This window comes from Lutibacter holmesii (assembly GCF_042679665.1).
Lineage (GTDB): Bacteria > Bacteroidota > Bacteroidia > Flavobacteriales > Flavobacteriaceae > Lutibacter > Lutibacter holmesii.
On sequence record NZ_JBHTMV010000003.1, the window covers coordinates 1,165,859 to 1,189,284 of the forward strand.

General features: G+C 30.2%; 16 protein-coding genes. 6 read left to right on the forward strand and 10 right to left on the reverse strand.

What is annotated here, in order from left to right; genetic code table 11:
- Positions 1-24: 24 nt before the first annotated feature.
- The 3 genes from ACFQ5N_RS07975 to ACFQ5N_RS07985 all read right to left on the reverse strand — a co-directional run bounded on the left by ACFQ5N_RS07975 (position 25) and on the right by ACFQ5N_RS07985 (position 2,684).
- Positions 25-498, reverse strand: coding sequence for a hypothetical protein (locus tag ACFQ5N_RS07975; protein ID WP_386808959.1), 474 nt, complete (start codon positions 496-498; stop codon positions 25-27).
- Between the two features lie 114 nt (positions 499-612).
- Complete coding sequence (locus ACFQ5N_RS07980; protein ID WP_386808960.1) at positions 613-2,316, reverse strand: M56 family metallopeptidase; 1,704 nt, start codon at positions 2,314-2,316, stop codon at positions 613-615.
- Positions 2,313-2,684 carry a BlaI/MecI/CopY family transcriptional regulator gene (locus ACFQ5N_RS07985; protein ID WP_386808961.1) on the reverse strand — a complete coding sequence of 124 codons (372 nt, stop codon included), beginning with the start codon at positions 2,682-2,684 and terminating at the stop codon, positions 2,313-2,315. Before ACFQ5N_RS07985 ends, ACFQ5N_RS07980 begins: the two co-directional genes overlap by 4 nt.
- A gap of 122 nt (positions 2,685-2,806) precedes the next feature.
- On the opposite strand from ACFQ5N_RS07985, the gene ACFQ5N_RS07990 reads away from it, so the two are divergent.
- From ACFQ5N_RS07990 to ACFQ5N_RS08005, 4 genes are all read left to right on the forward strand, one after another.
- On the forward strand, positions 2,807-3,313 hold the full coding sequence (locus ACFQ5N_RS07990) for a DUF456 domain-containing protein (RefSeq protein WP_386808962.1): 507 nt from the start codon (positions 2,807-2,809) through the stop codon (positions 3,311-3,313).
- 247 nt (positions 3,314-3,560) lie between these two features.
- Positions 3,561-5,261, forward strand: coding sequence for a lysine--tRNA ligase (lysS, locus tag ACFQ5N_RS07995; protein WP_386808963.1), 1,701 nt, complete (start codon positions 3,561-3,563; stop codon positions 5,259-5,261).
- Between the two features lie 286 nt (positions 5,262-5,547).
- Positions 5,548-7,650 (forward strand): M3 family metallopeptidase, encoded by a 2,103-nt coding sequence (locus ACFQ5N_RS08000; protein WP_386809031.1) that lies wholly within the window; start codon positions 5,548-5,550, stop codon positions 7,648-7,650.
- Between the two features lie 214 nt (positions 7,651-7,864).
- Positions 7,865-9,160: a carboxypeptidase-like regulatory domain-containing protein gene (locus ACFQ5N_RS08005; RefSeq protein ID WP_386808964.1), complete on the forward strand. Its 1,296-nt coding sequence runs from the start codon at positions 7,865-7,867 to the stop codon at positions 9,158-9,160.
- A 64-nt stretch (positions 9,161-9,224) separates the two neighbouring features.
- Here the strand turns inward: ACFQ5N_RS08005 and ACFQ5N_RS08010 are convergent, their stop codons facing one another.
- Together ACFQ5N_RS08010 and ccsA are read right to left on the reverse strand one after the other, a co-directional pair.
- Positions 9,225-9,740: a DUF2892 domain-containing protein gene (locus ACFQ5N_RS08010; protein WP_386808965.1), complete on the reverse strand. Its 516-nt coding sequence runs from the start codon at positions 9,738-9,740 to the stop codon at positions 9,225-9,227.
- 52 nt (positions 9,741-9,792) lie between these two features.
- The gene (ccsA, locus tag ACFQ5N_RS08015; protein ID WP_386808966.1) at positions 9,793-12,921 is read right to left on the reverse strand and encodes a cytochrome c biogenesis protein CcsA; all 3,129 of its coding nucleotides are present in this window, start codon (positions 12,919-12,921) and stop codon (positions 9,793-9,795) included.
- Positions 12,922-13,235: 314 nt separating this feature from the next.
- On the opposite strand from ccsA, the gene ACFQ5N_RS08020 reads away from it, so the two are divergent.
- Complete coding sequence (locus tag ACFQ5N_RS08020) at positions 13,236-14,612, forward strand: tryptophanase (RefSeq protein WP_386808967.1); 1,377 nt, start codon at positions 13,236-13,238, stop codon at positions 14,610-14,612.
- A 56-nt stretch (positions 14,613-14,668) separates the two neighbouring features.
- Positions 14,669-15,124, forward strand: coding sequence for an RrF2 family transcriptional regulator (locus tag ACFQ5N_RS08025; protein ID WP_386808968.1), 456 nt, complete (start codon positions 14,669-14,671; stop codon positions 15,122-15,124).
- A gap of 689 nt (positions 15,125-15,813) precedes the next feature.
- On the opposite strand, the gene ACFQ5N_RS08030 is transcribed toward ACFQ5N_RS08025, so the two are convergent.
- The 5 genes from ACFQ5N_RS08030 to ACFQ5N_RS08050 all read right to left on the reverse strand — a co-directional run bounded on the left by ACFQ5N_RS08030 (position 15,814) and on the right by ACFQ5N_RS08050 (position 23,356).
- Positions 15,814-17,751: a CocE/NonD family hydrolase gene (locus ACFQ5N_RS08030; RefSeq protein WP_386808969.1), complete on the reverse strand. Its 1,938-nt coding sequence runs from the start codon at positions 17,749-17,751 to the stop codon at positions 15,814-15,816.
- Positions 17,752-17,826: 75 nt separating this feature from the next.
- A complete protein-coding gene (locus ACFQ5N_RS08035) occupies positions 17,827-18,213 on the reverse strand; it encodes a DUF423 domain-containing protein (RefSeq protein WP_386808970.1) in 387 nt (128 codons plus the stop codon).
- 145 nt (positions 18,214-18,358) lie between these two features.
- Positions 18,359-21,685, reverse strand: a complete 3,327-nt coding sequence (gene gatB/aspS / locus ACFQ5N_RS08040) for a bifunctional amidotransferase subunit GatB/aspartate--tRNA ligase AspS (RefSeq protein WP_386808971.1) — start codon at positions 21,683-21,685, stop codon at positions 18,359-18,361.
- The gene (locus ACFQ5N_RS08045) at positions 21,685-23,085 is read right to left on the reverse strand and encodes an amidase family protein (protein ID WP_386808972.1); all 1,401 of its coding nucleotides are present in this window, start codon (positions 23,083-23,085) and stop codon (positions 21,685-21,687) included. The genes gatB/aspS and ACFQ5N_RS08045 overlap by 1 nt, the downstream gene beginning before the upstream one ends.
- A gap of 1 nt (position 23,086) precedes the next feature.
- Complete coding sequence (locus ACFQ5N_RS08050) at positions 23,087-23,356, reverse strand: hypothetical protein (RefSeq protein WP_386808973.1); 270 nt, start codon at positions 23,354-23,356, stop codon at positions 23,087-23,089.
- Between the last annotated feature and the right edge of the window lie 70 nt (positions 23,357-23,426).

Sequence of the window (23,426 nt, forward strand, 5' to 3'; positions counted from 1 at the left end):
TAAATTTACGTGTTAAAAAATGTACTAATTTTTCAAAATTATTGGTAAGGTAAATTCAGTTGTTACCGGCATATTTCTCTTAATTGCAGGTTGAAGTTGAGGTAGGTTTTCAATACTTAAGTTTACAATGCTATCAAATTCAGGAATTAATTGTTGAGTGCTTTTAGAACTTTCAATTTTAGAAAGGCTAGTTTTTCCTAAATGATCTATTCTTAGTTTTACTAAAACAGTATCGTTAATAGCTTCAGAAGTATTTAAAGGAAACTCTTTTAAACTGGCATAAATATAATTTGACATTTCTAGCTGAAAACAAATTTGTTGTTTGTCTCGTGAAGGAATATCAGAACAATCTGGAAATAATGGAAAAGCATCAACAGAATTAAAGTCAACTATTGTATCAACTTTTTGAATAGGTTGAGTTTTTGATTTATTTTCAAAAAAAGAGCAGGAAACCACCAGGAAACTGCAACATAAAATGATAATAAGTTGTTTTAACATGACATCTTTTTTCAAACAGTGAAAATACAACTTTTTATGCAAGTAACAATTTCAAATAAAAAAAACCGAAGATAAGGCTTCGGTTTTTAAAATAATTTTACAAATAAGAACTTTTTATAATTTTTTTAAGGTGATTTCTATAACTCCATTTTCACCTTTTTTTCCATATTTCTCCAACGCATTTTCACCTTTTAAAACGTTGATAGATTCAATATCGTCTGGCTTTATTTTTTGCATTTCTTTTTTAGTAATTTCTTTTCCATCTAATAAATAGATTAAATCTTCAGGAAGTTTTGTAGCTGTTTTTTTTCCATTACCATTTACTTTAAAAGCAATTGGCAAACTGTATTTTACTGCTACAGGTTTACCTTCCATTTTTCCAGGAATCATTTTTGGTAAAGAATTAATAACTCGCTTTGCTTCTTCAACTAAGGCTTTATGTGGAGCTCTTGCTTTTACTTCCGCAATTTTTCCTTCTTCGTCAATTTTGAACATGACAAATATACGTTTTGTACCAGCATCTAAACCTAAACTATTTGCTAAATCTGAATTGAAATTTGCGCCTACATGTTTTGTAATATTTTCTTGAAGGCATAGTCTTAATTCTTCATTAGTTCCTTCACAACCTGGGTAAACAGGAACGTCTTCAATTGTAGCAAAAGAAACTGATCTGTCAACTTCAACTGTAGTTTTTTGAATAGGTGGTATTGGAGTTTTAATAAAATGAGCTCTAGTACCATTAGGTTCTAAGATTAAACTATAATCAATTCCTTCGCTTTCTTTACTGCTGAAGTTATCTGAAATTCTCTTTTCTTTTTCAGTCATATTTTCATAGGAAATAACCTCACCATCTAATGATGTACCTATAAATATGATGGTTCCATTTTTTGCAGTGAAATATTTCCCATTTATACTTACTTCTTCATTCTCTATAATCGAATTTATTTCACTTATTTCATTGTTAGCGTTTTCACTACAAGATGAATAAATTAGCATCCCAAATAATAAGGGTACAATTAATAAGTACTTGAATTGTTTCATTTTTTCTGATTTGTTTTTTGTAATCATGGCGATGCGTTTTTTTATGAATGATTGTTTATAAAATTGATTGATAAAAGAGATATGTTCTACATTAAAAGTTTCAGATAGTAAGTTGTTGAAGTACGTATTTTTGTCGGTTACTTTTACTACTTCAGCATCTGCAATATATTCGTGTAAAAGTGTAATTCTTTTTTGATACACATAAATCAACGGATTAAACCAAAGTATAATTTTCAATACTTCAAAAACTAATAAATCTATAGAATGTTTTTGTTTGCAGTGAATTAATTCGTGCTGAATAATGTTTAATTCCTTTTTAGTTTGTAAGCGATTGCTAATAAAAACATAGTTAAAGAAAGAAAAAGCAGCTTGTTTAGTTGCTAAAATAACAAGGTTATAATTCTTCTTTTTTACAATGGTATTCTTTTTAATCAATAGTAAAATTTGAGCCAAACGAACCAAAAAGAGCATAGTAAAAATAAGAACACCTGCATAGAATATGCTTGGTAAATAATCACTTAATGTTGTGTTAGCAGTGGTGTTTTCAAGTACAGCTTGTGGATTTAAAAATACCGTTGGCAGTTGTACTATGTATTCTTGTGGAATAGTTTGCTGCATACTTTCCAATTTTAAAAATGGAATTAAAAAGGAAAGGAGTGGAGAAGCCAAAAGATAAATTCTATTTAGCTTAAAAAAGGTTTCTTTTTGTAAAAAGAAATCATACACTGCTAAAAATAACGCTTGAAAAAGGAGTACTTGTAGTATATAGTTTATCATTTTTCAGAAGTTTTATCGTTTATATTTTTTAAAATGGCTTCTAAATCATTAATATCAACATCATTTTTCTTTACAAAAAAGGATACCATATTTTTAAATGAGCCTCCAAAGTAACCATCAACCAATTTTTGCAAACTCTTATTGCTGTAATCTGCTTTTTTAATAAGCGGATAATAAATATAACCTCTGCCTTTGGTTTTATGTGCTACAAAATTTTTAGTTTCTAAAATTCTAATAATTGTTGAAACTGTATTATATGCCGGTTTTGGTATTGGAAGTTGCTCAATAATTTCTTTTACTGAAGCTTCTTCTAGCTCCCATAAAACTTGCATAAATTGTTCTTCAGCCTTTGTTAATTGTTTCTCCATTATCAACTAAGTTTTTAGTTCTACAATACAAATATAACTAAATATTTAGTTTAAACTAATTTTTTAGTTGAAAATTTTTGTGTACATGTTTTTTTACATCATTTGAATGTATAAATTTGTGTATGGATATATTTTTACTTTTTAGTGGTTTTTTGTTAGCTATATTAGGTATAATTGGTGCTTTTTTACCGGTATTGCCTGGTCCAATTACAAGTTGGTTTGGTTTATTACTTTTGTATTTAACAAGTGTTATTCCAATGAATTGGACAATTTTGAGCATTACTTTAGCTGTTGCAGTTATAATTTGGATTATAGATTATTTTATACCAGCTATGGGAACTAAAAAATTTGGAGGTACAAGGTATGGAGTAGTAGGTACAATGGTTGGTTTAATTGTTGGCTTGTTCTTTTTTCCTCCATTAGGAATAATAATTGGCCCATTTTTAGGAGCCTTTTTAGGAGAAATGATTCAAAATTCAAAAGAGCCAAAAAAAGCTTTGAAGGCCGCATTTGGATCGTTTATTGGTTTTTTAACTTCAACCTTTTTAAAATTTATAGCCGCCGTTGTATTTTTAGGCTTGTATATTTCAATTTTTTGGGAATATAAAAATACTTTCTTTACCTTTTAAAGGTATTGCTATAAAATAAAAAAAGCGTCCCGGTTTTTCGGGAAGCTTTCCATTGGTTTAAAAAACCTAGACGTTTATAAAAACGTCAAACAACACAACTAAACTGCTCTTAAAAGCAGTACGCAAATATAGGAAATAATAATTGAATTCAAATTCTAATTACTTTTTCTTTGGAAATTATTTATTTAATTTAAATGAATGTATCTTTGCAAACTGTTTATAAAAAGTAAATTTTAAAAATTAAAGCATGCAATTATCAGCACTAGAAATAGTTAGGAGAGAATCCCTTCAAAAACTGCGAGAATTAGGTATAAATCCATACCCTGCAGAAGAGTTTAAAACTACGACAACTATCAATGAAATCGTTTCAAAATTTGATGAATTTGAAGGTAAGGAGGTTGTTTTAGCTGGTAGAATGATGAGTAGAAGGATTATGGGAAAAGCTTCTTTTGCTGAATTGAAGGATGCAAGCGGAAGAATGCAAATTTACGTAAACCGTGATGAAATTTCTTCTGAAGATGATCCTACAATGTACAATACTGTATTCAAAAAATTATTGGATATGGGAGATATTATTGGAATTAGAGGTGAGGTTTTTAAAACTAAAGTTGGAGAAGTTTCAGTAAATGTGAAGGAACTTACAGTACTTTCTAAAAGTTTACGTCCGTTGCCTGTTGTAAAAACAGATGCTGACGGAAAAGTGCACGATGCGTTTTCTGATGCAGAAACACGTTACCGTCAACGTTATGTTGATTTAATTGTAAATGATCAAGTTAAAGAAACATTTATTAAGCGTACAAAAATTACCAATTCAATGCGTAATTTTTTTAACGAACGTGGTTATTTAGAAGTAGAGACACCTATTTTACAACCAATTCCGGGTGGAGCAGCTGCGCGTCCGTTTATGACACACCATAACGCCTTAGATATACCTTTATATTTGCGAATTGCAAATGAATTGTACTTAAAACGATTAATTGTTGGTGGTTTTGATGCGGTGTACGAGTTTGCAAAAGACTTTAGAAATGAAGGAATGGACAGAACGCATAATCCAGAATTTACGGTAATGGAATTGTATGTTGCATACAAAGATTACCATTGGATGATGAATATGACTGAAGAGTTATTAGAAAAAATAGCAATTGATACCAATGGAACAAGTGAAGTTCAAATTGGAGATAATTTAGTAAGTTTTAAAGCGCCTTATCCAAGAGTGCCAATTTTAGAAGCTATTAAAATACATACAGGATATGATGTTGCAGGAATGGGAGAAGAAGAGCTTAGAGATGTATGTAAAAAAGTTGGTATTGAAGTAGATGAAACCATGGGAATTGGTAAAATGATTGATGAATTATTTGGAGAAAAATGTGAGCACTTATACATTCAACCAACATTTATTACAGATTATCCAAAAGAAATGAGCCCGTTAACAAAAGAGCATAGAGATAATCCTGCATTAACAGAGCGTTTTGAATTAATGGTAAATGGTAAAGAGTTAGCAAATGCTTACTCTGAGTTAAATGATCCAATTGATCAACGTGAACGTTTTGAAGATCAACTATCGTTATCTGAAAAAGGTGATGATGAGGCTATGTTTATTGATCAAGATTTTATTAGATCGTTAGAGTATGGTATGCCACCAACATCAGGAATTGGTATTGGAATTGATCGTTTAGTTATGTTTATGACAAATAATAGTTCTATTCAAGAAGTATTATTTTTCCCACAAATGAAACCAGAAAAGAAAGCGCCTTCAGTAGAATTAAATGAAGAAGAAAAAGCAGTGTTGGCAATGTTAGAAGCAAATTCTCCAGTGTTATTAAACGACTTAAAAGCAAAAAGTGGTTTAAGTAACAAAAAATGGGATAAAACTTTAAAAGGTTTAACTAAATATAACTTGGCAAAAGTAAATAATACTGATGATGGTTTATTTGTTGAGGTAGTATAAGATAACATATGAATAGTTTGTTAAACGTGTTTTAGCATTTTATTTTAATAAACAAAAAAGGAATTACTTAAACGTAATTCCTTTTTTTGTTGCTAGTTATGCTACTATATTTAAGTTTTTCTTTAAATAAGTGATTTAGTATTAATAGTGGTTAATTTTGATTAAACTTGCTTGGAGTACAATTATTATCTTCGAATACTTAAAATCTAAATTTGTACGTATGTTTAAAAAATCAACTACAGCTCCCATAAAAGTAGTTATAGTATTTTGTACTATTGTTTCTTTTATGAGTTGTAATAATAGTAATGAAAATAAGCAAAACATGAATTCCGAAGAAAATACAAATATATTATTAGAAGAATGGACTGGACCTTACGGAGGTGTTCCTGCTTTTGATAAAATGAATATAGCTGATATTAAGCCAGCATTTAAAAAGGCAATGGCTTTAAATCTACATGAAATTGAAGAAATTACAGCTAATACGGAAGCTCCAACTTTTGAAAATACCATTGTTTCTTTAGAAAAAGCAGGTGAAGAACTGTCAAGAGTACAAAAATATTATGGTATTTGGAGTGCAAATATTTCATCTCCCGAGTTTAGAAAAATTCAAGGAGAAATGGCACCTTTACTTTCAGAGTTTCGTTCTAAAATTTCGCAAAATTTGGCACTATTTCAAAGAATTAAAACAGTGTACGATAATTCATTAATTACACCTTTAGAAGATGATCAACAAAGAGTAGTTGAATTAATTTATAAAGATTTTGCAATGAATGGCGCAGAATTAGATGCCGATAAAAAGAAACGTTACGCAGCTATAAATAAAGAATTATCTACGTTATACACCAATTTTTCTAATAATATTTTAGCCGATGAAGAAAATTATGTAGTGTATTTAACCAAAGATCAATTAGGCGGATTGTCTGAAGCAATGATTAAATCAATGGCTAAAATAGCTTCAGATAAAGGTCAAGAAGGAAAATATGCCATTCCAAATACCCGTTCTTATATGGATCCTTTTTTAACATATTCTAATGAAAGAGAATTGCGTAAAAAAGTATGGACCAATTATTATTCTCGTGGTGATAATGGTGATGAATTTGACAATAATAAAAATATTGCTGAAATTTTAAAATTAAGAAAAGAGCGCGTAGCATTATTAGGATATGATAATTATGCAGATTGGAGATTGCAAGATAGAATGGCAAAAACTCCTGAAAACGCAATGAATTTAATGAATGCAGTATGGCCAGCAGCCATTGCAAGAGTTAAAGAAGAGGTACGTGATATGCAAGCTGTAGCTAATGAAAGAGGAGATAAAATTACAATTGAACCTTGGGATTATAGATATTATGCTGAAAAAGTAAGAAAACAAAAATATGATTTAGATTCTGATGAGGTTAAACAATATTTACAATTGGATAAATTAACCCAAGCGTTATTTTTTGTAGCAGATGAATTGTTTAATTATAAATTTACACCAGTTGCTGAAGGTACTGTACCAGTTTTTCATGATGATGTAAAAGTTTGGGAGGTAACCAATAAAATTACTGGAGATACAATTGGTTTATGGTATTTAGATCCGTTTGCAAGAAAAGGAAAACGATCTGGTGCTTGGGCAACAACTTATAGAAGCCATACTACTTTCAATGGAAATAAAAATGTACTTGGTTCAAATAATTCAAACTTTGTAAAACCTGCTCCAGGAGAAGCTGTTTTAGTTTCTTGGGATGATGCAACAACATTTTTACATGAATTTGGACACGCTTTACATTTCTTTTCTTCAGAAGTAAGATACCCTAAATTAAATGGAGGAGTAAGAGATTATACCGAGTTTCAATCGCAAGTATTAGAACGTTGGTTATCTACAGATAAAGTGATAAATCAATTTTTAGTTCATTATAAAACGGGCAAACCAATGCCAAAAGCGTTGATTGCAAAAATTAAAAGTGCAGCTACTTTTAATCAAGGTTTTGCAACTACTGAGTATTTAGCATCAGCTTTAATGGATATGAAACTTCATTTAGCAGACCCTACAAATATGGATGTTGATGCCTTTGAAAAGGAAACATTAGAAGCTTTAAAAATGCCAAAAGAATTGGTAATGCGTCACCGTACACCGCATTTTGGACACGTATTTTCAGGCGAAGGTTATGCAACTGCTTATTACGGTTATATGTGGGCAGATGTTTTAACATCAGATGCTGCAGAAGCTTTTTCTGAAGCACCAAATGGCTTTTACGATAAAGATTTAGCAGCTAAAATGGTGAAGTATTTGTTTGCTCCAAGAAACGCAATAGATCCTGCTGAAGCGTATAGAATGTTTAGAGGACGTGATGCTAAAATTGATGCTATTATGAGAGATAGAGGTTTTCCTATTCCAAAAAAATAAGCGTTGTTTTATAATTTAATAAAAAGGAAGTGTCTAAAGCACTTCCTTTTTATTTTTAAAGAAAATAGTTGTAGGTTAAGCAAACATTTTTGTGTTATATATTTTTTTGTAAAAGTGTAATCATCTTATAATAAGGTGATTGTAGACTTTTATATTTGTGTGGAAATTAGTATCTTGTTAAATGATAGATATTAATTATTTAAATTGAAAGCTCATGGAAACGCAAGCTGCACTATTTTTTAAAAAGACTTACATTTTTACTTTGTTGTGTTTTTTATGCTTTGTTGGTAACCAACAAACTATAAAGGCATCAAATATAATTTTAAATGATACTATTGGTTTTAATAGTTATAGAGGTATTGTTGTTGAAGGAAATACTAAAAAACCGTTGGAATTTGCATCGTTAAATGTGAATGGAACAAATATTAGTACGGTTTCAAATTCAAAAGGCGCCTTTTTATTAAAAGTCCCAAAAAAATATAAAAATGAAAATGTGACTATTTCATTTTTGGGATACACTAGTAAAGTAATGAACTTGTCTGATTTTAACGAAGAAGAAACTATTATACGTTTAGAAACATATATTGAAGAACTTACTGAAATTAGTATAACCGTAAAAGATGCGCCAACATTAATGCGTGAAGTGTTAAAAAGAAGAACACAAAATTATTCATCGGATAATTTGGTAATGACAGCCTTTTATAGAGAAGCCATAAAAAAAAGAAAAACCTATGTTTCATTGTCTGAAGCAATTATTCTTTTAAATAAAAAACCTTATGCTTCTGAAAGAAGTGACATTTTACAATTACATAAATCTAGAAAAAGTACCGACTATAAAAAGTTAGATACTGTAGCGTTAAAACATAGAGGAGGAGCGCATAGTACAGTACATTTAGATATTATGAAAAACCCTGAAATGCTATTAACGCAAGATACTTTTAAAAATTATAAATTCACATTTGACACTTCAACAAAAATTGATGATAGAGTAATTTATGTAGTTAATTTTAAACCGTATCGTGGAGCTGAAGATGTTTTCTTTTATGGAAAATTATATATTGATGCACAGTCTTTAGCTTTGGTAAGTGCCAAGTTTGAACTTGATTTATCTGATATTTCTAAAGCTAAACGATTTTTTATTATAAAGAAACCTCAAAAAGCTGATGTAACGCCTGTTTTGGCTAAATATCAAGTAGATTATAGAAAACAAGGAGAAACTTGGTACCATACTTATAGCCGAATTGAATTAGGATTTAAAATTAATTGGGATAAAAAACTATTTAATTCAACGTATTATTCAACTATGGAGTTGGCAATTACAGATTGGGATAAAATCTCTGATCCAAAAGTTGTAAAATCGAAAGATAGGTTAAAACCTTCAGTGGTTATGACAGATGAAGCTTCAGGATTTTCAGATCCGGAGTTTTGGGGAGAATACAATTTAATTGAGCCTGAAAAACCAATTGAAAATGCAATAAATAAAATAAAAAAACAGTTAAAAAAGATTTAATCTAAAATAACAGCAAAAAAAAGAGCTTCAATACGAAGCTCTTTTTTTTTATAGTTCAAGTGAATTAAATTCTCTTTAATTGATCTTTCATCATTTTTATTTGATCTTTTAAAACACCTTGTTTGTCTAATTTTTTAGCTTCGTTAATTAACGAAGTTGCTTCACGTTTACGTCTTTTAGACATTGCAATACCACCTAATTGTAATTTGGCCATAGCAACATCGTGATCCATACTTAAACCTAAAGTTAATGCCTTTTTAAAGAATTTTTCTGCTTGTGTTAAGTTAGTTTGTGAAACCATAATTCCTTGTAAAAAATTATAGTATCCTTCTTGTTTTTGAACAAGTGCTGAACTTGGGTTTTTTATATACGTTAACCATTTGCTTGCACCTGCAAAATTTTGTTTTCTTAATTGCCAAAAGGCTAATAAAATAAATTCATTTTTAAAGTAAAACAACACAAAAATACCAGCTAATAAAACCAATGAAATTCCATTCATGATATTACCTTCAATAAATTGAAACACTGACCAAACTATGATTAAACCTGCAATTACTAATTTTATATTTTTATTAAACATGGATTGTTATTTTTTAATAGTTTGCAAAGTTACATTTTTGCAATGATTTTCTTTATTTTTTATAATGTTTTTTAAACTTTATGTATGCTGCTATTGACAATATACTTACAATTGCAACAGAATAATATACAAAAGTAGGTGTAATGGCTTTATCTCCACTCGCATATGAATGCAATCCTGATAAGTAAAAGTTTACACCAAAATAAGTCATTAAAATTGATGCAAAAGCGGCTACTGAAAGTACATTAAAAGTAAATTTGCTTCTTAATCCTGGCACTAAACGCAAGTGTAAAACCAAAGCATATACCATAATACTTATAAGCGCCCAAGTTTCTTTAGGATCCCATCCCCAATATCTACCCCAACTTTCATTGGCCCATTGACCACCTAAAAAGTTACCAATAGTAAGCATTACTAAACCTACGGTTAAAGACATTTCATTAATAATGGTAATTTCTTTAATCATTAAATCTATTTTTGCCTTATTTTTTTCAGTAGTTAAAGTCATTAAAATTAAGGCGATAAGTCCTAAAATCATTCCTAATGCAAACGGGCCGTAACTAGCAACAATAATGGCAACGTGAATCATTAACCAATATGAATTTAATACAGGTTGTAAATTTGCAATTTCTGGATCCATCCAATTCCAATGTGCAACCATTAAAATAAATGCTGTTAAAAATGCAGTTGCAGCTAAAGTCATAGACGATTTTCGTCCAAATATTAATCCAAAAAACATTGTTGCCCAACCTACGTAAATCATAGATTCGTATGCGTTACTCCACGGTGCGTGACCGCTTACAATCCAACGAGCAATTAAACCTGCTGTATGCATTAAAAACAATCCAATAATAATTACAGCACACGCTTTAATTAAAAAGCTAACCGTTTTATTATTTTTGAATATTTGGAAAATCACCAATAAAAACATAAATGTTCCAATGTACATATAGTAGCTAAACAGCTTTTTGAACACATCATATTTATTATAGGCTATTTCTAAATTTATTTTGTCTTCTGAAGGGTAAACAGCGCTTCCATATTTTTTTTGAAAGTTTGTAATTCCACCTAAAATTTCATTAGCAGTAGCATAATTATTTGTGTTTTTGGCTTCAGCAAGGGTTTGAATGTAAATAGGTAATATTTGGCGTACAAATACTGAATCTTGTCCGTGAAAATTTGCTTTGTTAATATCGTTATGCGAAACCCAAGTATTGTTTGCATCGTTTGGAATAGGGAAAATTCTTAAAATAGAACCAGTAATTGCTGAATATAAAAGATTCACTCTTTTGTCTACATTAATTACATCTTTTTCAAATTTACTTTTGATGTTATTTTTTTGAGCTTTCGCTTGAATTTCTCCAAGTTTATAATTTCCTTTTGTATCAAAACAACTTGCTAATGAAGTGTATTTTTGATCGTGTGGAATCCCCAAAATATCTCTTAATTTAGTATTTCCTCGTTCAATAAAAATTACGGGAATTTGAAACCAAGTTCGTGGATTTTGTTGAATAGATAAAAATACTTGTGTAGCATTCATACCGTGATAAATATCCTTTTTACTAACTTTTCTTAGTAATTCAGAAGCGTACGTATGTACTGGTTTCATTCTTCCACCAGCATCTTGAATAATAACTTTGCTAAATACATCAGCGTGTTCAGCTGAGATTACGTTTTTAGTTAAAATAGAATCTATTTGTGTGCTAGAAAGCGTATGATTGTGTTCTTGAGAAAAAGCAAAACCAGAAATAAATAACAATGCTATAATTGATAAAGTTGATTTTTTATTTCTAATTTTTTGAAGGTTTTTTCTTAAAAAATCAAATCGAGTATTTCTTGTGAATAGTATTAAAATTAAACCAGCATAAAGTGAAAAATAACCTATATAAGTAATTAAAGTTCCCCAATAATCGTGATTTACAGATAAATGTGTTTCTTCATATTCAGGTGTAATATTGTAACTAGATTGAAAGAATTTATAACCCTTATAGTTTAATATGTTATTCATAAATATTCTAAAATCAAAAGTTTCATTTGGGTCAATTACGGTAACTTCACTAGCAAAAGACATTGGACTATTAGAACCTGGGTATTTATCTAATTGAAAGTCGTTTAGTTTAATGCTAAAAGGTAATTCCATTTGTCTTGCACCATAACTCATTCTAAAATTTAAATTTCCAACTTTAAATTGTGTTGGTGGTTGAATGGCAAATTTTTCGCCTCTTAATTTTATGTGTTCTGTTTTATTTGCAACTGTTACATCAAATTCTAATTGTGCATTTGAAAATTGTTCGCTGTCTCCAGAAACTGTTTTGTAAGATCCTTTTGTAGTTCCTTTAGGAATCACAAATTGTAATCCGGCAATATTATGTACAGCTAAAAGTGAAAATTCTTGTACAGAATCTTTTGAAATAGAACCATTAAATTGGTCTGCCATTCTAAAATAATTTCCTGCAACTTTTGAGTTTATTGTAAACCCAGTAGAACTTTGTTCACTTGATCTAAGGTCAATAGTATTTTCATTTGGCGAATCAAAACCAACTAAAACACCGTGAACTAATTCTGATGTACCTCTTTTCAAATAATGGTCATGTCTTCCGCCGCTGCTTGATTCTACAAATAATAAATATTCACTACCTGTTTCACTTTCTTCAAAAACATCTGATGCATTTGGTATGTAGTTGGTTAATTTAACTTCAACATCAGTTCCTTTAAAATCTGTAGTATAATTAAAATTGTTGTTTCCAATTGCAGACAATAAAATTGGCGTATGCACAGGTTCTTTTTGTACATTTCCATCATTAATGGTAATACTTATAAATGATTTTTCTGAAAGAAATTTATTGGTAACTGTACCTTCTTTTATAGGCATAATTCCTTCAAAACTTATATAACGAGTTATTCCGGCACCAACAATTATAAAAATAAAAGAAAGGTGAAATGCTAAAACAACTAATTTTTCCTTTCTAAACAATTTGTATTTGAAAATGTTTCCTAAAAAATTAATTACAAAAAACACCATAATACCTTCAAACCACCAAGAATTATAAATCAATGCTTTGGCTGTTTCTGTGCCAAAATCATTTTCAATAAAGGTGGCAACACCCATAGCTATTGCAAAAATTAAAAACAAAACAGCCATTAAGCGGGTTGAATATAAAAAGGAAAGAATTTTATTCATTATTTAAGTTTTATGATGAAAAATAAATGAAATGCAAAAATAATGATAATTGTCATAGTACAACCTTTTGTGTTTGATTTTAACTATTTTATTTTTTTGCAAAACTTGAGCGTAAATATACAAGTAACTTTGGTTATAAGTTGTGTTTATAGGTATTTAAAAAGTCTTATTTTATGTTCAACTAAATAAAAAATGTAAATTTGTTAAGGTTGTTTTTTACATTAAAAGGATGATCTTTATTTTCTTGTCTTTTTTAAAATTAAACGTCTTGTAAACTATTCTTTTTTAACTTATTCACTTTAAATTATACATTTATGGAATTGCCATATGCTGAACCTTATAAAATTAAAATGGTTGAACAAATTAAACGTTCAACAAAAGAGCAACGTTTGAAATGGATTGAACAGGCAGATTATAATTTGTTTAATTTAGCTTCAGATAAGGTTTTTATAGATGTGTTAACAGATTCAGGAACTGGGGCAATGAGCGATCATCAATGGGCCGAAATGATGATTGGTGATGAAAGTTATGCCGGTTCTTCTTCTTTTAAAAAATTAAAAAAATCTGTTAAAAAAATAACTGGATTCAAATATTTTTTACCAACACACCAAGGTAGAGCCGCTGAAAATGTACTGTTTTCTGCATTGGTTAAGGAAGGTGATGTTGTTCCTGGAAATTCACACTTTGATACTACAAAAGGACATATTGAATTTAGAAAAGCTACTGTTGTAGATTGTACTATTACTGAAGCTTTTGATACATCAATTATTCATCCGTTTAAAGGAAATGTAGACTTGAAAAAATTACAAACTTTTTTTGAAAGTCATCCAAGAGAAAAAATACCTTTCGTTATTTTAACCATTACTTGCAATAGTGCTGGAGGTCAACCTGTTTCTCTTCAAAATGTTAAAGAAGTTTCAGCTTTGTGCAAGCAATATGAAATTCCATTGTATTTTGATGCTGCACGTTTTGCTGAAAATGCTTATTTCATAAAAAAAAGAGAGCCAGGATTTAAGGATAAAACAATTAAGGAAATTGTGAAAGAGGTTTTTTCATATGGAGATGGAATGACTATTAGTGCTAAAAAGGATGGTTTGGTAAATATGGGTGGTTTTATTGCGCTAAATAGTAAAGAGGTTTTTAAGCAGGCAACTGTTTTTAATATTATGTACGAAGGTTTTATTACTTATGGCGGATTGAATGGGCGAGATATGGGTGCGCTAGCTGTTGGTTTAAATGAAGCTACAGAGTTTGATTATTTGGAAAGTAGGGTAGAGCAAATTACATATTTAGGTAATAAGTTGGTAGAATATGGTGTTCCTGTACAGCAACCTTTTGGTGGGCACGCAATATTTTTAGATGCCAATAAGTTTGTGCCAAATATACCAAGAGAAGAATATAGAGCCCAAGCGCTAGCTATTGAATTGTATGTGGTTGGTGGAATTAGAAGTGTTGAAATAGGTACTGTTTTAGCCGATAGAGATCCGTTTACACGTGAAAATCGTTTTCCAGAATTAGAATTGGTGCGATTGGCCATTCCAAGAAGAACATACACCAATAACCATATGGATTATATTGCGGCAACTTTAAAAAATGTGTACGACTCTAGAAATGAGGCGAAATCTGGCTATATAATTGTAGATGAAGCTCCAATAATGCGTCATTTTACTGTAAAATTCAAAAAAATATAATATCATTTACTCTTTTTTCAGTAGTTTTGAAGTATCAAAAAATATTAAATTAAATTATGATGTTATCACGTGCTAGTAAATATGCTATTTTATCAACTTTATTTTTGGCAGAACATTCCAGTGAAGAAAAAAAAATTAGTGTAAAAGTAATTGCAGAAAGTATTGATGTACCAAGTCCTTTTTTAGCAAAATTATTTCAACAATTAGTTCGTGGTAAAATAATTTCTTCAACCAAAGGTCCAAACGGTGGTTTTTATTTAACAGAAACAAACGGTAAAAGAAACGTTTTAGATATTATTGAAAATATTGATGGTTTAAATAAATTAAATGATTGCTTTTTAGGTTTAAATGAATGCGATGCAGCAAACCCTTGTCCTGTACATTTTATTGTTGAACCATTTAAAGAAAATATTTTAGGAAAATTTAGAGATAAAACAATTATAGAATTTGCTCAAGAAATTTCTGAAAAAGGACGCGTACTTACCTTAAAAGATATTGGTGCTGGAAAATAATTTATGAAAACTGTTTCATAAATTTAGACTTATAGTTCCTAAAGAAAATTAATTTTTTACTAATAATTCACTTATTACTTTTTCTTGTGTTTTTTAATTCAATTTTTAAAAAATGAAATTCTCTTTGTTTTTTAATTTGAATAAACACAATTGTAATTGTATTGAGAAATCAATTTAATATAGCTTAATATGTTAAAATATGGCTTTTACTTTATGTAGTATCAATAAAATTAATATAAATAGGCCTCTCATAATTTAAAAAAAATTAAAAAACCTTGATAAAAATCAGTCTTTGAACTTAATTTCACTTCTATATTTGCATTGTTATTAGGGATGAAAATAATTCATGAATTGGAGAAAGACCAAAATTATTTTTATCAAATTAAAATTTAGTTAGTAGTTTTAGTTTAGAACCAACATTAACGATTCTCAATCATAAATGTTGGTTCTTATTTTTCAAAAGAGAATATTGAAATCTCAATATTAAATGAAAAAATAAAATTATTTCGAATAAAGATTTAGTTAGTAGTTTTAGTTTAGAACTAGCATTAAAGATTCTCAATCAACAATGCTAGTTCTTATTTTTAGTTTAAAGCTAAAATTGTCTTTTTCGAACAAAAATTTAGTTAGTAGTTTTAGTTTAGAACCAGCATCAACGATTCTCAATCAACGATGCTGGTTCTTATTTTTTAGTTTAGTACAGAAAATTCAATACTTGATGAAGTAAAAACAGTATGTGTTTGGTTTTTAAAATCTTCAGCATTTGCTTCAAAAATATTATCAACAAAAGTTTGCGGATTTAAATCAATTAATGGAAACCAAGTGCTTTGTACTTGAATTTGCATTCTATGACCTTTTTTAAATGTGTGGTGTACATCTTGTAGTTTAATATTTACTGCCGTTTTTTTGTTAGGTATAAAAGGTTCAGGATGTATAAAACTGTTTCTAAATTTTCCACGCATTACTTCACTTCGTACCATTAAATGATAATTGCTAAGTTTTAAGTGCTTTTGCATATTTTCATTATTTTCTTCAATATCTGAAGGATGCACATCAATTACTTTTACAATCCAATCGGCATCGGTTCCCGTTGTTGCAACTTGTAATTTTGCTAAAATATCTCCGGCTAATGTAATATCATTTTCTAAAACTTCTGTTTCAAAAACCAACACATCGCTTCTTCTGGCAGCAAAACGTTGATCATCTGTCATGTATTTTCTTGGCGTAAATACAATTTTAATATCTTCAGTATACGGAACAGGTTTTTTAAGATTACTTATAAATTGAATAGCTGTTTCTTTTTCTTTTAATGTTGTTAATTTTTGTGAATCGCCTAAATAATAAGCAACTTTTGAAGTGTTTTTTGGAGGCCAAGAATCGTAGCTATTCCATTCTTTTTTTCCACTATCATATACATAAGCTTCAGGTAAACCAGAATTTTTATCGCCAGTTCCTTTTAAAAAGTGATTAAAAAACTTCGTTTCAATTTGTGCTTGATAGTTTAATGAAATAGAATCTCCAAAATAATAATTTCCTACACTATTTGTCTCTTTTGTGCTTGCCCATTGTCCGTGACTCCAAGGGCCAAAAACCAAGGTGTTATAATTAGTTGGGTTGTGCTTTTCTATAGTTTTATAGGTTTCAAGTGGTCCGTATAAATCTTCGGCATCAAATTCACCACCTACAACCATTGTTGCAACGTGTGGTTTTACATTTTTTAAATGCTGAATAATTCCTTTGCTTTGCCAAACGCTATCATAATTAGGGTGTTCTTTTAATTCCTTCCAAAAGAAATCGGTTACTTTTTCACTAGTTTCTATGTTGGGCTTGTCTAATTGTTCATATTCAAAATATTTATCTAAATTTTTAAGTGGGCCAGCATCTAAGAAAAACTGGTACATGTCTTTACTTTTTAAATCAGGAAATTTATACCAACTGCTATCCGTTGGCGTATCTTTTGGTGTTCCAAAAAGAGGTGTTGCCATAAAATAACTCAACAAATACGCACCGTTGTGGTGAAAATCATCAAAAAAGAAATCGCCAATACACGCTTGTGGTGAAGCTGCTTTTAATGCAGGGTGCGCATCAACAGTAGCATACGTACTGTAAAAACCAGGATACGAAATTCCCCAAATACCCACATTTCCATTGTTATGCTCAACATTTTTTATCAACCAATCAATTGTGTCATACGTATCAGAGCTTTCATCAATTTGAGTACTATCTTTCTTATTAGGAATATAAGCGCGCATATTATCGTACACACCTTCACTCATCCAACGTCCACGAACATCTTGGTATACTACAATATTTCCTTCTTGCATTAAATGTTTATTAGGAGCTATACTTTTTTTGAATTTATTTGCTCCATAAGGTTTTGCGCTATAAGGAGTTCGTTGTAATAAAATTGGATAGGTTTTGCTTTTGTCTTTTGGAGTATAAATGGTTGTAAACAGTTTTATACCATCTCGCATGGTAATTGTTGTCTCTGTTTTATCGTAATTTTCCTCAACATAATTTGCTTCTTTTTCATTTTTAGAAACCTTTTCCGAAGTTGTATTTTGACAAGAAAAAAAAGAGATACATAGCAATAATATTAATATTGCTTTAAAAGGATAGTTTTTCATTAAAGATTAGATTAATTGAATCGTAAATCTACAAAAAAATGAAATAATAAAAGGGTTTTGTTTATGTTGAAAAGATTAGCAATCTAATGATATAACGTTGTATGCTAAAAGACACCATCCAATTATTAAAAATAACCCGCCAAGTGGTGTTATTGGACCTAAAAAGCGTAGTTTTTTATTTTTTGCTGAAGAAATTACCAATCCATAAATACTAAAAGAGAATAAGATAATTCCAAGCATAAAACTATACACCATATATTTTTCAGAAGGAATTTCTAAACTAAAATTAAATCCAATAATTAATAAAATAATGGCGTGATACATTTGGTATTTTACGCCAGTTTCAAAACTTTTTAATTGTTCTTCTGAAAGGATTTTTTTTAATGCGTGCGCACCAAAAGCACCAAATATTACGGCTAAACCACCTAAAATACTGGCGAATTGTAATGTGAATTGTGACATTTTGGTTTTACTATGTTATTTAGAGAAAAAATGTCATTTCGAGTGAAGCGAAGCGTAATCGAGAAATCTTATTATTGAAAGAATAGTTTCATAAGGTTTTTCGACTTCATTTCATTCCGCTCAAAATGACAAAATAATATAAAAGTTATTTTAAAATTCGAACATTTTGTTCTTCTACTTTTTTATCTGATAATTTAGAAGGTGCTCCAAATAATAAATCGTCGCTAGTTCCTGTTTTAGGGAAAGCCATCACCTCTCTAATAGACGCTTTTTTCTCTAAAATCATCATCAATCGGTCAACTCCCCAAGCAATTCCTCCGTGCGGCGGTGCCCCGTATTGGAAAGCTTTGTACATAGCTCCAACGCTTTTAATCATTTCAGTTTTATTGTAACCCATATTTTTATAAGTTGCTTCTAAAATCTCCGCTTTGTGAGCACGTACAGAACCACCACCAATTTCAAAACCATTTAAGATTAAATCATATTGCTGCGCAATAATACTTCCAATTTCATCCTCTTTTCCATTCAAGTGCTTCTCTAAATCGTAAACAGCAGGCATAGAGAATGGGTTGTGAGTAAATGTCCATCTACCATCGTCGTTTTTCTCAAACATTGGGAAATCAACTACCCAAGCAGGTCTTAATTCTTTTGGATTTATCAATCGTAGGATTTTTCCCATTTCTTGACGAACGGCGTCTAATGCTTTATTTGCAGTTTCATAATCTGCAGCTGAGAAAAACACTATATCTCCAACTTGTGCATTGGTTTCGTTGATAATTCCTGCTGCAATTTCAGCACCTAAAAACTTAATAATTGGCGATTGTAAATCGTTTTCATTTACAATAATATAAGCCAATCCGCCCAATCCGTGTTGCTGTGCAATGGCAGTTAGGTTTTCAATTTGACCTTTAGACATACGTTTGTCTCCTTGTTCCTTTGCAGAAACCTTGATACATTTTACAATACCGCCTTGTTCAATAGGTTTGCTAAATACTTGGAATGTGGTGTCTTTTACAATCTCAGTAATGTCTTGCATTTTTAAGCCATAGCGTAAATCTGGTCTGTCACAACCATAATTGTCCATTGCTTCTTTGTAAGTTAACACTTCAAACGGATGTAAAATCCATTTTTTACCATATATTTTTTTAACTATTTTATTAAACATTTTGGTGTTTAAATCTATAATTTGTTGCATACTTGCGTATGCCATTTCAATGTCTAATTGTGTAAATTCTGGCTGACGATCTCCACGAGAATCTTCATCTCTAAAACAACGTGCAATTTGGAAATATTTTTCGTAACCACTCACCATTAACATTTGTTTGAATTGCTGTGGTGCTTGTGGTAAGGTGTAAAATAAACCACCTTGTTTACGTGTTGGCACAATAAATTCACGAGCTCCTTCATCTGTTCCGGCAGTTAAAATTGGAGTTTCAATTTCTAAAAATTCTTCTTCATCTAAAATGTCACGCATTAGTTTAATCACCTTGTGGCGATTCACTATTGCTCTACGAACATCATCATTTCTATGATCTAAAAATTTGTATTGAAAACGAGTACTTTCATTGGTTTTTGTAGCTCTTTTAATTTCAAAAGGCAATGTTTTAGAAAGATTTAAAATTTCTAAAGCTGAAGTTTCTAATTCAATAGTTCCTGTTCTTAAACCAGCATTGTAATCATCTTCTTTACGTTTTACAACAATTCCTGTAACTGAAATTACAGATTCTGGTTTTAGTTTTACCAAGTCATCTAAATTAGGGAATGACTCTCTACTTAATCGAACTTGAAAAATTTCTTGACTAGAATCACGTAAATCAATAAACATTAATTCTCCGTGATCACGAACACTTGCTACCCAACCAGACAGTGTTACCTTTTCAGAAATACTAGTATCAGAAAGTTGTGAGATTTTATGTGTTCTATACTCGTCTTTTATTATGATTGGAATTTCAGGTAACACATCATCTTGTTCTTTTGAAGAAGTTTCTTCATGTGTTCCCTTAGCTTTACCTTCAGCTGATTTTTGTTGTGTAGAAGCGGAATTTAGTTTATTTAAAATACCTTCTCTAATTACTTTTCCTGAAGCACCTTTACCAATAATAGCTATAACTTTTCCAACTAAAATACCAGCTTTTCCTTGGTTTCCAGCTTTAATGTCATTTGCAATAGCGTCATTTTCTGAAATTACTTTTTGAATAGCCTCTTGTATTTTGTCTTCTGAAATGGTATTGTCTTCAAAATATTGATTGTAATCAAAAGTTCTATCTTTTAAGTAAGCTGTAATTCCGTTTTGCGCTAGTACTGCTGTAATTTTTTCAGCTTTAAATAGTTGAAAAATTTCTGTTAAGCTTTCTATACTATTTATGGTGGCGTAATCTTCAGGTTTTATGTTGTTTACCAGTGTTTTTGCAACAAAAGAAGGGTCTTTTAACTCATTGTTAATTCCCATAAAAACTTTAGAACGAATAGCATCAGCAGTAAAGAATTTTGCGTCTTGTGGTAAAACACCTCCTTCAATTAAAATAGTTTCAACGGCAAAAGGTAATACGCTTGAATCAACACTAATTGCTTTTATTTCATTTTTAATACTTACAAAAGGTAAATCTGGTTCAGAAATAAAACGGTAATCAGCTTCAAATTCTTTTTTACGCATTGTTTTGGTTTGCTTCAAATCAGCATCCCATAAAACTGTGGTTTGTTCAGGTCTAAATTCTTTATTTTCAACATAATAGTTGAATTGTTTTTCAATTTCTTCTTTTAACGCATCTACCATAAACTTAAACGAGTTTAAGTTTTTGATTTCAGTTCTTGGATTTAAATCGTACGTTCTTCTTTTACGTAAAGATACCGAAACATCAGATTTAAATTCACCTTTTTCAAGGTTAGCTTCTGAAATTCCTAAATTTTGAACAATACGTTGAATGTATTGTGCGTAGGTTGAAGCATCTTCAATATTTCTAATACAAGGTTCTGTAACAATTTCAATTAAAGGAACACCAGCTTTGTTAAAATCAACCAATGAAATGTTTTTTTCATGCATTAATTTTGCAGCATCTTCTTCAATATGAACTTGCGTTAAATTCACCGTGAATTTTGATCCATCATTTCTGTAACACGAAACGTGTCCGTCAGGAATAATCGGATTGTGAAACTGTGTAATTTGTATGTTTTTCGGATTGTCTGGGTATTCATAATGTTTACGATCCCAAGAAATTACTTCGTTTTCAAATGAAGATTCTACGGCTTTTCCAAAATAAATAGCTTTTGTAATTGCTTCTTTATTTATGGCTGGTAAAACGCCCATTTGTCCTGTACAAACTGAACATATGTTTTCGTTTGGTGTTTCAATTTCTTGATTTGGACAAGAACAAAACAACTTCGTTTTGGTATTTAAGCGAACGTGTGTTTCCAGTCCAATTACCAATTCTAAATCGTGCGCTTTTAAAGCAGCAGTTAATTGTTCCAATTCCATTATATTGTTTCTTTTAAGAAGTTAGCAAACTTCAATATTGTTTGTTCTTGATTTTTTGCAGCCGTAATTTGCAATCCGGTTGCTGTTCCTTGTGGTACGGTAAGTGTTGGTAATTGTCCTAAACTAAAACCAACAGTGTATGCATCAGACAAATACATAGCCATAGGGTCGTTTAAACTTTCACCAATTTTTGGTATGTTGTTAGGTGTAACAGGTGAAATAATAACATCAACTTCTTTAAAGTCTTTTTCAAAGTTTGCCGAGATTTGGTCTCTTAAAGCCAATCCTTTTAAATAAATTTCATCTGAAAATCCTTGAGATAATACTTGATTTCCACCAACAATTCTTCGTTTTGATTCTTCTGAAAAGTTTTCAGAACGTGTAATTGAATACGTGTCTTTTAAATTATCACCTTCAATTCTATTTCCATAATTTGTACCGTCTAATCTTGAAAGGTTTGATGCTGTTTCAGCCATTGCAAGTGTGTAGTACGTTGAAACTAAGGTGTCCGATTTAAAGAAATCTAATTCTTTTACTTCAACACCTGTTGCTTTTATTTTTTCTAAAGCCGCTAAAAAGTCGGCTTTAATTTTTGGATCAATTGCTTCGTTTTCAATAAAATTACTAAAATATCCAACTGTTTTTATGGTAGTTTTATTTAAAATATCTGCTTCTTCAATTGTAGAAGATTTATAAGTAGTTTGATCTTTTACATCTTTACCGCTCATAACATTCAACACAATGCGAATATCATCAATAGTTTTTGCTAAAGGTCCAACACAGTCTGTTGATGAAGCGTATGCCATAATTCCATATCTTGAAATTCGACCATAAGTTGGTTTTAAACCATATATTTTATTGTAACCAGCAGGCTGACGAATGGAACCACCTGTATCTCCACCAATTGAAAATACCGTATAATCTTTTGCTACATTTACTGCTGAACCTCCACTTGAACCTCCTGCAACCAATTCAGGATTGATAGCATTTTTTACAGCTCCAAAAATGGTGTTTTCACTTGATGAACCGTGACCAAAACTATCACAATTTTCTTTTACTAACGGAATAGCACCTGCATCTAATAATTTTTGAATAGCAGTTGCGGTATAAGCCGATTTGTAATTTTTTAACAAATCGGAACTTGCAGTTGTGTAGGTTCCTTGCACCATATACACATCTTTAATTCCAAAAGGAATTCCTTCTAGCAATCCTATTTTTTCACCGTTTGCTATTTTAGCATCAACTTTTTTTGCTAATTCTAAAGCTGTAGTTTCTAAAATAGAATTTACAGAATTGTACGTGTTTTTCTTTAATAACTCTAATCTGTCTTGCACTAAAGTTGTACAAGTTATTTCTTTGTTCACCAGTTGTTGGTGAAGTTGTTTTATTTGCGAATCCATATTAGTCTTCTATCACTTTTGAAACTACTAAATACCCATTTTTTTCTTTTGGAAAGTTTTCTATAATAATTTTTTTCTCCAAAGCAGGGCTTTCAACTACAACATCTTCTCTTAAATCATTTAACGACACACAATTATAATTGACATTATTTAAAGAGTTATTATTTGTTGGTTGTGCATTTTTAATCACATCAAATAATTTGTTTACAGTCTCTGAGGGCTGCGCTCCTTTAATACTCGACAATACGTCGACAGTCATTATTTTACTCATCTCTTTTTTATTTAGTTTAAGTGTTAAACTTTAAGCAGGCCAAATTACGAAAGTTTTGTGAGGGATGCAC